This is a genomic window from Atopobacter phocae ATCC BAA-285 (assembly GCF_000526675.1).
Classification (GTDB): domain Bacteria; phylum Bacillota; class Bacilli; order Lactobacillales; family Aerococcaceae; genus Atopobacter; species Atopobacter phocae.
The window spans coordinates 1-12,018 of the sequence record NZ_JAGN01000019.1 but is presented as its reverse complement, the minus strand read 5'-3'; the positions used below and the strand labels follow the sequence as shown (position 1 = coordinate 12,018).

At 35.6% G+C, this 12,018-nt stretch carries 12 protein-coding genes; 11 read left to right on the top strand and 1 reads right to left on the bottom strand.

The features are described 5' to 3' along the window. The first annotated feature begins 83 nt into the window (after positions 1 to 83). From L866_RS0104335 to L866_RS0104320, 4 genes are all read left to right on the top strand, one after another. Complete coding sequence (locus L866_RS0104335; RefSeq protein ID WP_025729506.1) at positions 84 to 713, top strand: cyclodeaminase/cyclohydrolase family protein; 630 nt, start codon at positions 84 to 86, stop codon at positions 711 to 713. Between the two features lie 17 nt (positions 714 to 730). Then, positions 731 to 2,407 (top strand): formate--tetrahydrofolate ligase, encoded by a 1,677-nt coding sequence (locus tag L866_RS0104330; protein WP_025729504.1) that lies wholly within the window; start codon positions 731 to 733, stop codon positions 2,405 to 2,407. Between the two features lie 175 nt (positions 2,408 to 2,582). After that, positions 2,583 to 3,146 (top strand): folate family ECF transporter S component, encoded by a 564-nt coding sequence (locus L866_RS0104325; protein ID WP_025729502.1) that lies wholly within the window; start codon positions 2,583 to 2,585, stop codon positions 3,144 to 3,146. A gap of 24 nt (positions 3,147 to 3,170) precedes the next feature. Further along, a complete protein-coding gene (locus L866_RS0104320) occupies positions 3,171 to 4,544 on the top strand; it encodes a bifunctional folylpolyglutamate synthase/dihydrofolate synthase (protein ID WP_025729500.1) in 1,374 nt (457 codons plus the stop codon). Between the two features lie 4 nt (positions 4,545 to 4,548). Here L866_RS0104320 and rnhC read toward each other — a convergent pair whose 3' ends face one another. Next, positions 4,549 to 5,487, bottom strand: coding sequence for a ribonuclease HIII (gene rnhC / locus L866_RS0104315; protein WP_035446144.1), 939 nt, complete (start codon positions 5,485 to 5,487; stop codon positions 4,549 to 4,551). 100 nt (positions 5,488 to 5,587) lie between these two features. Here rnhC and L866_RS09255 point away from each other — a divergent pair, with 100 nt between their 5' ends. The 7 genes from L866_RS09255 to L866_RS0104280 all read left to right on the top strand — a co-directional run. Further along, on the top strand, positions 5,588 to 5,974 hold the full coding sequence (locus L866_RS09255) for a cell division protein ZapA (protein WP_025729496.1): 387 nt from the start codon (positions 5,588 to 5,590) through the stop codon (positions 5,972 to 5,974). Beyond that, positions 5,955 to 6,518, top strand: coding sequence for a CvpA family protein (locus L866_RS0104305; protein WP_169729070.1), 564 nt, complete (start codon positions 5,955 to 5,957; stop codon positions 6,516 to 6,518). Before L866_RS09255 ends, L866_RS0104305 begins: the two co-directional genes overlap by 20 nt. A gap of 41 nt (positions 6,519 to 6,559) precedes the next feature. Further along, positions 6,560 to 8,932 carry an endonuclease MutS2 gene (locus L866_RS0104300; RefSeq protein WP_025729492.1) on the top strand — a complete coding sequence of 791 codons (2,373 nt, stop codon included), beginning with the start codon at positions 6,560 to 6,562 and terminating at the stop codon, positions 8,930 to 8,932. A gap of 84 nt (positions 8,933 to 9,016) precedes the next feature. Beyond that, positions 9,017 to 9,331, top strand: coding sequence for a thioredoxin (gene trxA, locus L866_RS0104295; protein WP_025729490.1), 315 nt, complete (start codon positions 9,017 to 9,019; stop codon positions 9,329 to 9,331). Positions 9,332 to 9,453: 122 nt separating this feature from the next. Then, positions 9,454 to 9,843 carry an MORN repeat-containing protein gene (locus L866_RS0104290; protein ID WP_025729488.1) on the top strand — a complete coding sequence of 130 codons (390 nt, stop codon included), beginning with the start codon at positions 9,454 to 9,456 and terminating at the stop codon, positions 9,841 to 9,843. Then, positions 9,840 to 11,678 (top strand): acyltransferase family protein, encoded by a 1,839-nt coding sequence (locus L866_RS0104285; protein WP_025729486.1) that lies wholly within the window; start codon positions 9,840 to 9,842, stop codon positions 11,676 to 11,678. The genes L866_RS0104290 and L866_RS0104285 overlap by 4 nt, the downstream gene beginning before the upstream one ends. A gap of 77 nt (positions 11,679 to 11,755) precedes the next feature. Then, positions 11,756 to 12,018 (top strand): hypothetical protein (locus L866_RS0104280; protein ID WP_025729484.1); only part of this gene is annotated, 263 nt, incomplete at its 3' end.

Sequence of the window (12,018 nt, the reverse complement as noted above, 5' to 3'; positions counted from 1 at the left end):
CCTTGTGAGTAATCTAGCAAATGCGATAATTATTAGAAAACATGTTATAATAAATTATAAAACAATGAAGAGAGGCGATAAGCGTGGAATTAACAGAGCTTTCCATAAGCGAATTTTTAAATACACTCGGATCAAAAGCACCAACACCAGGTGGAGGGAGTACTTCTGCGCTAGTCGCTAGTATGGGAATTGCTTTAACACAAATGGTAGCGGAGTTGACGGTCGGAAAGAAGAAATATAGCGCCTCACAAGAAGTGATGGAGCATATTTTAGTCCAAACGAGTCAATTACGTGACAAATTATTAAAACATATGGAACTAGATGTACAAGCATTTAGTGCAGTCTCAGCAGTTTTTAAAATGCCTAAAAATACGGACGAAGAAAAAAAAGAACGCCGTGAAGCAATGCAATTAGCACTTAAAGGAGCAGCACAGGCTCCGTATAATATGATGCCGACTATTGTTGAAGCGTTGGAAGTAACACGCTTAGCTGTAGGACGATCTAATCAACATGCTTTAAGTGATTTAGGTGGAGCAGCGCTTAATTTAAAAGCAGGACTTGAAGGCGCGTGGTTAAATGTTTTAATCAATTTAGATCTAATTAAAGATGAAAAATTCGTGCAAGAAATGAAGCAATCTGGAGAAATTCTATTAGAAAAAGGAATACAACAGGCTAATGAAATACACGAAGCTGTCCGATCACTATATGACTAGAAAAAGGAGAAATGTTAATGAAATATTTATCAGACATTGAAATAGCACAACAAACAAAAATGAAACCAATCGTCGAAATTGCTGAATCCATTGGGTTAAAGGAAGACGATTATAGCTTATTTGGAAAATATAAAGCAAAATTAAACGCACATGAATTAAATCGAATGAGTGATCAACCTGATGGCAAATTGATTTTAGTTACGGCGATTACACCAACGCCAGCAGGAGAAGGTAAAACAACAACGTCCATTGGCTTAGCAGATGGATTGAAAAAAATTGGGAAAAATACAATGCTCGCATTACGTGAGCCATCATTAGGACCAGTATTCGGTATAAAAGGTGGCGCAGCTGGTGGCGGCTATGCGCAAGTAGTTCCCATGGAAGATATCAATTTACATTTCACCGGCGATTTCCATGCGATTGGTGCAGCTAATAATTTAATTGCTGCGATGCTAGATAACCATATTCATCATGGCAATGAGTTACAGATTGATCCTCGTCAAATCACATGGAAACGAGCAGTTGATATGAATGACCGCCAACTTCGTCACATTGTTGATGGGTTACAAGGACGTACAAACGGTGTACCTCGTGAAGATGGATTTGATATTACCGTTGCATCCGAAGTGATGGCTGTTTTCTGCTTATCAAGTAGTTTAACTGAATTAAAAGAAAAATTAGGTCGGATGATTGTAGCATATAATTTTGAAGGACAACCAGTAACAGTTAAAGATTTAAAAGCAGATGGTGCCGCTGCTGCCTTACTAAAAGAAGCTATTCATCCTAATTTAGTTCAAACGTTAGAACATACACCAGCTATTGTCCACGGTGGACCATTCGCAAATATTGCGCACGGCTGTAATAGTTTATTAGCCACTAAATTAAGTATGAAATATGCCGATTATACGGTTACTGAAGCAGGTTTCGGTGCAGATTTAGGAGCAGAGAAATTTGTTGATATTAAATGTCGTCTAGGTGGCATCAAACCAGACGCGGTAGTGTTAGTAGCGACTATTCGAGCATTAAAAATGCATGGTGGCGTTTCTAAAAAAGAGTTAGGAAGCGAAAATGTTCAAACAGTTATTGATGGATTACCGAATTTACTAAAACATTTGGATACAGTTCAAAATGTGTATAAATTACCATGTGTAGTAGCGATTAATCAATTTCCATTAGATACAGAAAAAGAATTAGAAGCAGTAGTGGAAGCTTGTCGTGAACGTGGTGTTGCAGTTGAAGTTTCACAAGTATGGGAAAAAGGTGGCGATGGTGCTGTCGACTTAGCCCATCATGTGGTTCAATTAACGGAACAACCGAATGACTTCACTTTTACTTATGAAGATACCGACTCGATTGAAGAAAAATTGAATCAAGTCGTTCAAAAAGTATACGGTGGACGTTCTGCTAAATTAACGGGTGCTGCTCGTCGACAAATGAAAGAGTTAGAACGATTAGGATTTAGCGACTTACCAATTTGTATGGCTAAAACACAATACTCACTATCAGATAATGCACAAAAGTTAGGTGCACCAACTGATTTTGATGTAACGATTCGTAACTTAAGTGTATCAGCAGGTGCTGGTTTTATCGTTGCCTTAACCGGTAAGATTATGACTATGCCTGGTTTACCAAAAGTACCAGCGGCAGAACAAATTGATGTGAACGAAGCGGGAGAAATTACCGGATTATTTTAAGATAAACAGTTTAGGATAAAATAAAATTTTGGAAATACTCAGGTGCTATTTCTAATTAAAAATGAAATAGCATCTGTTTATTTGTTGTGATATACTTTGCTATATAAATAACTAATCGTACAAATTGTTATTCATTTTTGTATGACATTTAATTAAATTGAAAAGGAATGATGCAATGAATTTACAAAAAAAACCATATCACCCATCTAATCGAGTGAGATTTAGCCCAGCATTAAAACTATCTTTATTTGCTTTAATTATCGCTTTTCGTATTATGTTAAGTTATATCCAACCTTTCAGTATTCCGCCATATGTTCAAATGGGGGTTGGTTTTATTGGATCGGCTTTAATGGGAGCGTTAGTCGGCCCAATAGCCGGGTTTGCATTAGGCGGACTGTCGGATATATTGACTTTCTTCATTGGCGGAGGAAGTTGGGGATATTTCTTTCCAGGTTATACCTTTTCTGCTGCATTAGGTGGAATGATTTATGGTATCGGTCTATATCGTCAAGAAAAATCATGGCAACGTATTATGTGGACCGTTTTAGCAGTGACACTTATTTGTAATATTGGATTTGGTTCGTTATGGATTAAAATGATGACGGGTAAGGCATGGATGGTCTTTCTTCCGCTACGTGTGATGAAGAATTTAATTTCTTTCCCATTAAATACGATGGTATTGACTTTAATCTTTAAACAAGCAACTATTCAACGCTTTATTCAAAAATATGAATTGTAATATGAGGTAAGGTGGTGAAAGGGAATGACTCAATGGATTCGACCCCATACAATTGATGAGATTGAAGTACTAACATCCTTTATTTTTAAAGCGACTAGTGATGAACATAAAATTCCTAGAATGCGTGAATTATTTGATTACTTTAATCAAATGGGATGTTATGATCAAACGACTTTTATTCACGTCGTGGGGACTAATGGTAAAGGATCGACGGGAAGAACGTTAGCGACTTTATTAACGCAAATGAATCAAGCGACTGTTCTTCATTTTACCTCACCACACTTATTACAAGTGACGGAACGAATTTCAGCTGACTTAGAAGCTATTTCTTCTGCATCATTTATTCAATCATTTAATCAATTAGTCGAGTTAATTCGCAATGAACTCACTTTTGAACCAGAAGAGTTAGGTTTTTTTGAGTGGTTGTTTAGTATTTATTTATTTGAGTTAGCACAACGACAATCGCAGTTTGCTATTGTCGAAGCGGGAATTGGTGGCCTATTTGACGTAACAAACGTTGTACCAGGTGCCTATGCTATTTTGACAAATATCGCACGTGATCATGAGGAAATGTTAGGTCATACGTTAGAAGCTATTGCAATACAAAAATTAGGCGTATTGAAACCTAAACAAAAGATGGTAATCGGCCCACTCTCAAAAGAATTATCAGATTTAGCGCAAACGCATGCTCATTCAATTGAAGCGTATTTATTTAAATGGGACGAGAATTTTGAAGCAAATCAGCTCAATGTACTGGCGGATGGAACTTACCAGTTTAACTTGTCCATTCGGGAGATGAATGACCTATCTGCAATAAATATGTTGTTACAGACACATTTAATCGGGTCATATCAAGTAACTAATGCAAGTTTGGCAGTATATACTTATTTATTAATTGCTCAAGATCGAATAGCGCCTATCAAATGGACTGATTCATTTCACAAGCAATTGCAAATGGCGTTACAACAGGTGACTTGGTCAGGTCGTTTAGAAGCGATGAATGCTTATGATGCGCCAATATATATTGATGCTGCACACAATTTAGAAGCGGTTCAACAATTAATGAAACAATTGGATGCACCGCCTTTTTCAAATCAATCCATTACACTCGTATATGCTGCTTTGAAACGAAAACACATTGATGAAATTTTAACGTGGTTGACAGAAGTTTTTTTGCCCAAACATTCAAATGTTCAATTGTTGCTGACGACGATTGATCATGTTGGAGCAGCAGATTTTACAGATTATGCACCGTATTTGACTGATAACATATCATATATTGAAAAGAAACATTTAGAAACAATGTTTCGACAAGCATCATCAACTATAATTAGTTTCGGATCATTATATTTTGTAGCAGAATTACTTACATTAAATGAAGAGACACAAAAAAACTGACGAGTTATCTCGCCAGTTTTTTTGCTTTTTCAGTATTTTTAAAATGTAATTTAGCTGTATGAAATAGCGCTTCTTCACCATATTTTTTAATTAAAGTAGCAGCCATTTGATCACTTTGAGCACTAGCGCCCGAAGGTAGGATGACTTGATATGGAGCACCTAGTGTTTCTAAACTGGTTAAAAATGCATCGCGAGCAATAATAGAAGCTGCTGCAACAGCAAGATGTTCACTTTCAGCGCGATAAGTACTATAAAGCTTAGATTGTGTTTTCTTCTTTTCATTTTTTATATGTTTTAAATAAGTACTTGTTGCTTCAAATTCATCGATTAATAGTCCGTCAAGTGGTTGGTGATCATTCAAAATGCGTGTTTCTAATTTAGTAAGGACGTGATTATGTAAAATGGCTTTCATTTGATGTTGTGACATCGTCTGAATGACTTCGTTATATTTTTGTGGGGGAACAATGCAAAGTTCGTACGGAATCGTCTGTTTAATCTCTTGAGCTAATTGACGAATGGTTGTATCGGTCATTGTTTTCGAATCACGCACACCTAATTGATTTAATCGTTTCATTTCCTTTGGTCCGACATAGGTTGCTGCGACAGTTACCGAACCAAAATAGCTCCCATTTCCATTTTCATCGGATCCAATAATGTGCCACGAGTCGAAATCTGCCGGTAAGGGCTGTTTTTTTGAACGAGTAGATTTTTTTGAGGGGGAAGAAACAGTGTGATCTCCTTGAATGCCAAGATCTTGTGCCAATTGTTGGGGGGCTGGACCTTGAATCATTAATTTACCGGATTGATAAGCTGTAATAGTATGGCCATCTTTTTTAGCTAAGAAGATGGTGTGCGGGGGCTTGCTTTGAATCGAATCGTTCAATTGTTGAGCTAATTGATTTAATTCAGATAAATTTAATTTTAAGACGAGTACTTCATTCATTATTATTCCTCCTATAAGCTTAATCTTCTAATCTGTTAGTCAAATTCTCTTAACTATGATAAAATGAATCTATCCAAATGACAAGTAGAGGTGAAATCTAATGTCCAATAAGCAGCGAATAAAAGCGACAATTAATGGAAAAGACTATACAATGATTAGTTCGTTTAGTCAAAACCACATGCAAGCTGTAACAGCTATTTTAAATAAGGAATTAAAACAGATAAAGGAAAAATTGCCTAATTTGTCAACAGAGGACGCCGCCATTTTATTGGCAATTAACGCGACTTCAAAACAATTAGCTGAATCATTGAAAAAAGCACCTGAAGAATTAATTGAACCACCGTCAGAATTAGACGTAACGCAACCTATCGAACAATCAGTGGGTGTTAATCGACGATTAATTACTGATTCAGATCAAATGTTACAGGCAATTCAAGCTAAAAATAAAATAGCTGGCCAACAAATTCGTGCCAAAGAAAGAAGGTAACTTAGTGGTATTAACAATCATTATTATTTTTAATCTTTTAATCGGCCTTTATCGTGGTGCGAGACGAGGTTTTTTGCTCCAATTAATTTTAACAATGGGGTATTCGGTTAGCTTTTACGTTGCCAAATTATACTATATTCAGTGGAGTGAATGGGTTGAAATGTTTGTCCCTTTTCCTTCATCGACCGATGCAACAGGATTAACCTTTTATTCAGCGATGGAACAAATTAATTTAGATACAGCTTTTTATCGGGCATTGACGTTTATTTTAATTTTAGTCAGTGGCGTTATTATCACACGATTACTGGGCTATTTATTACGTGAAGTACGTTTCTTACCTGTTATCTCACATGCTAACGGATTTTTAGGTGCTATCGTAGGAATGGCCGTTAATTATATGGGTACATTTTTCTTTCTCAGTTTATTGAGTTTTGTTCCTTTAGAAATGATTCAACAACAATTTGTAGATAGTCAGTTGGCGTATTTTATCGTTGACCGCACACCATTTATTAGTGAACTATTAATGAATTGGTGGTGGCGTTAATTCGCTAAAAATACAAGATAGAGAGATAAATAGGTGATGGAATGATTGAAGGTAAAATATTAGATATTCTAGAATATAAACGTGTATTGAAACGTATCGCTAGTGAGACGCGAACAGAGCTTGGCCAAACATACGTGATGAATATTCGACCAAGTACACAACGACATGAAATTCAAAATTGGTTGGATGAGACGGAAGAAGTGATGCAGCTTATCCAAGCTCAAAAGACCTTGCCATTAAGTTCACTTGAACAAATGGATCCAGCGTTACAACGTTTAAAAATATCGGCAGATTTAAATGGGCAAGAGTTAGCTTCGATAAAGAAATCCCTACAAATTATTCGTGAATTAAAGCAATTTGTATTAAAAGAATTAGAATTATGGTCAAAATTGCCTTTATTAAAAGAACGAATTGAAGCATTAAATGATTTACCTTCTATTTATCGCGTGTTATCGCAAACGATAAGTGATCAAGGAGAAGTATTTGATACCGCGACTTCGAAGCTTCATGGATTAAGGCAAGGCATTCGCCAATCTGAACAAAAATCAAGAGAAGTCTTAAATGAATATTTAACCGAAAAATATGCACATTATTTGTCTGAACGTTTGATTACCATTCGAAATGAACGTTATGTAATTCCAGTAAAAGCAGAATTTAAAGGAATATTTAAAGGAGTCGTTCACGACCAAAGTAGTACAGGACAAACGTTATTTATTGAACCAGGACGATTAGTCCAAGAAGGTAATCATTTAAGAGAATTACGCATGCAGGAAAAGCAAGAAGTGCGTCGGATTTTATGGGAATTAAGTAGTGAATTAGCCCCAGAGGTTGACATATTAATTGAAAACCATCGACAAATTGCGTATTTAGATATGATTCAGGCGCGTGCCAAATGGGCGTATACGTCAAACTATAACGTTCCAATAATTAACGATCATCAAGAAATTCGTTTGATCCAAGCCATTCATCCACTGTTAGATTCAAAAGAAGCTGTTCCTAATACTATTGCATTGGGAACAGATTATGAAGCGATTTTAATTACAGGGCCAAATACTGGTGGGAAAACCGTCTTGTTAAAAACTTTAGGTTTGCTCCAATTAATGGCTCAGTCTGGGCTATATATTCCGGCTGAATCAGGTAGTACGGTTGGTATTTTTAATGGAGTATTTGCTGATATTGGAGACGAGCAATCCATTGAACAAAGTTTAAGTACTTTCTCAGCACACATGACTAATATTATTCGTATTTTAAAACAAGCTGATGATAAAAGTCTGATTTTATTTGATGAAATCGGGAGTGGTACAGATCCACAAGAAGGTGCTGCTTTAGCGATTGCTATTTTGGACTATATTGGCCAATTAGGCAGTTTAGTTGTAGCGTCTACGCATTATCCTGAATTAAAAATTTATGGATCTGATCGTCTAAAAACAGTCAATGCGAGTATGACATTTGATTCAGAGACGTTAAAGCCAACGTATCAATTAGTGATGGGGGTACCTGGAAGAAGTAATGCATTAGACATTTCACGTCGTTTAGGTATGCCCGCATCGATTATAGAGTCTGCCCAACAAGGGATTTCAACCAAAAGTCACGCATTAGACCGTGTGATCAAGGAATTGGATGAAAAACGTCGACATGCCGACAATGATAGTCAACAACTGCGTCAACAACTGAAACAAAGTGAACGCTTATTGAATGATTTAACGATTGAATATAATCGTTACCAAAAAGAACGTCAACGTTTATTAAAAGAAGCAGAAGAAGAAGCGCAACGTTTAATTGATGATAAACTTAAAGCAGCTGAGGCAATTATGAGTGACATTCGCGAAATGCAAAAAGAAGCCAAAACATCTGTTGTAAAAGAACATGAATTAATTGATCAAAAGCGTCAAATGGAAAGTTTACGACCTGAACTTGCAGGCAATCGCATTTTAAAACGTGCAAAACGTCAACGCGCCTCGGAAGAAGTATTAAAAGTGGGACAAGAAGTTCACGTATTAAGTTTTGGTCAACGGGGTGTCTTACTTGAAAAAACAGGTAAAAAAGAGTGGGCGGTTCAAATGGGAATTATTAAGATGAAATTGCCAGAGAAAGATTTGGAATGGATTCAACCACCAAAAGAACAAGAAAAGCCAAAACATACTTTAAAAAGTGCTAAATCAGTTCATGTCTCAACCACATTGGATTTACGCGGTAAGCGTTTTGAAGATGCGCAACATGAATTGAAATTGTATTTAGATCAGGCTTTATTAGCAAACTATCCATTCGTAACCATTATCCACGGTATGGGAACAGGAGCGATTCGTGATGCTGTTCATCAAGTGTTAAAAGCTCACTCGCAAGTTAAACGTTTTAAATTTGGTGCGCCTAATGAAGGTGGTTATGGTGCGACGATTGTATATTTTAAAGATTGAGCAATTCTGTTTACATTTGAAACGAATTGAGTAAAATAGGTTGTAGCATCTTATATGAAACAACGATTTAAAGGAGGAATAAAAATGGTATTAGAATTAACAGATCAAATGTTTGAAGAAACAGTTAGCGAAGGGTTAACATTAGTAGACTTTTGGGCACCATGGTGTGGTCCATGTCGTATGCAAGCGCCAGTTATTGAGTCTTTAGCAGAAACATTTGAAGGAAAAATGACTGTAGCTAAACTTGATGTAGATGAAAATAAAGAACAAGCTGTAAAATACGGCATTATGAGTATTCCAACATTAATGTTGTTTAAAGACGGCGAAGTTGTTGAAAAAATGATTGGTCTTCAACCAGAAGAAAAATTAGAAGCTTTAATTGAAGAACATTTAGCATAAACTTGAAAAAAAGAGCGGGTTCGCTCTTTTTTTGTTGCTCCGAAATTACTCCTATTAAATCATTTGTCTTTTAATCAACAAAAAGGCATAATAAAGCTATATCAATAAAAAGGATGACTATCATGGAGAATATTTTATCTTTTATGAAAAAGATTCAATTGGAATATGTATTTGCTAGTCTAATTATTTTTTGTGCTCTAACCGTTCTTTATCAGAGCATGTTAACGTATGAAGATACGATTCAATTGGATCAAAAGAAAATTGAATATACAGGAACTGTTAGAAATCATAAAATGAACGGCATGGGAACACTAGTGTTTGAAGATGGTAGTTTATATAAAGGGAATTTTTCGAACGGACTTTTTGACGGTCGTGGGATTTTTATTTCCAGTAAAGGGTGGCAGTACGAAGGGACTTTTAAAGAAGGCAAAGCGGAAGGCAAGGGCGTATTGACAACGGAGACACATACCATTTATGAGGGGACTTTTAAACAGGGGATTTATCAAAAATGAAAATAAAATGGTTTTCAATTATACGAATTGTCGGTCTGTTACTCGTATTACTTTATCACTTTTATATTAAACAACTACCTGGTGGGTTCATTGGAGTTGACATTTTTTTCACTTTTTCAGGCTATTTAATTACTGCTCTGTTAATTGATGAATATAGTCGAGATAAACGGATTAATTTAAAACGTTTTTTTAATCGGCGTTTTTACCGAATTGTTCCCCCTGTTATTTTAATGTTAGTAGTTACTTTACCTTTTACACAGTTAGTTCGTTCAGATTTTATTGCAGGCATGAGTCGTCAAGTGTTAGCCGTATTAGGTTTTGTAACGAACTACTTTGAAATACTGACAGGTGGTAATTATGAAGCGCAATTTGTTCCACATCTTTATGTTCATACATGGAGTTTGGCGATTGAAGTTCATTTTTATATCGTTTGGGCCATTGTACTCTGGGGAGTGAGTCGACGTGCTAAAAGTTTAGGACATTTTAGAGGTATCGTTTTTTTAACTTCACTAGCTTTATTTGGGTTAAGTGCTATCAGTATGATGATACGTGCTTATTTCACGAATCAACTATCGATTGTTTACTTTTCATCATGGACACATGTTTTCCCATTTTTTATTGGGAGTATGTTAGCTACTTTTGTAGGAGTTCATCGCCTGACTGTATCTTTTGAACGTGTTCATCAATCATGGCAAACGAAACATGCCATTGGTACGATGGGAGTTAGTGTTGTTTTACTTTTAGCCTTATCTTTAGGGTTATCATTTGATGATAAAATGACTTATTATATAGGATTCGTTCCAGCTAGTGCTTTGGCGGCATTAATGATTTTGTCTGCTCGTGTTTTACATGAAAAAACGCCAACTAAAGAAGAACCAGTCTGGATAACTTATATTGCTAATATTAGTTATGGTGTTTATTTATTTCATTGGCCTTTTTATATTATTTTTTCAGAGCGCATGAGTCATAGTTTAGCCGTTAGTGTGACCATCATTTTGTCGATTGTCTTTGCCACATTTTCTTATTACTTTATAGAACCACTATTGGTAGGAAAACAAGTGATTTTATTCAATCAATGGAATATTACACCTTACAAGTATTTTATTTATCTTTTTAGTTTATTATTTATGATTCATGCATATGCAATTGTTCAAGAGGCACCAGCTGTTGGAGCATTTGAACAAGATATGCTCACACAAGGTCTTATTCAATCAAAAGATAATATGGAAACGACTCGTGAGTTCGTCAATCGCCAAAAAGCTACTAAATATAATGTGCCAAAAGGTGCAATGATAATTGGCGATTCCGTTACACTAAGAGCAAGAGGGTCATTAGAAACAATGATGCCAGAATTAATTGTTGATGCAAAAGGTAGTCGAAATACTAGTCAAGCGCTATCTATTTTGAAAAACAATATTGCCAATGGTGCTATTGTTCGCAATATTATTATCGCGACAGGTGTGAATATTATTTATAATTATGAAGAAGAATTAAATCAAATTGTAAAAACAATTCCAGATGGTTACCATTTGATTTTTGTTACACCTTATGATGGGAATTCTGAAACCTATGACGATCCGATTGCTGAGAAACATCGTGCATATGAATTAAAACTAGCGAAGCAATATGATTTTATTTCAATTGCCGATTGGCATGAAGCGGCTGCTAAACGTCCAGATATTTGGGTGGATAGTGATTATATTCATTTTGGGAATGATATGGATACGATTGGAAAAGGCGCTAATCTTTACGCACGGACGATTTTAGAGGCTATTCAACATGCTGAGAATTTACCAGTTAAAGGTGTTCAATCATCAACTAAACAAACAAAATAAGACAGAAACACTGCATTGATATGCTCCCCCTAAAGTAGACACTTGAAAAAGTAAAACTATTTTAGGGGGAGTTTTTCATGCGTAAAAATAAACGTTATTCAGCTAATGAGTTAATGTATTTTATTGATCTCTATTTAATCAGTGGAATATCCTATGCAGAACTACAGGAAAATTATGGCTTAAAATTAAATAATAAAAACTTTCGAAAGTACCTTAATAAGTATAGAATACATGGGCCTTCGGCTTTAATATCGAAAGGTAGCAATAACAATTATTCTGAGCAGTTTAAAAAGAAAATTATTGAGGAATGTTTGAGCAATGAAGCCTCTTATTTAGAGCT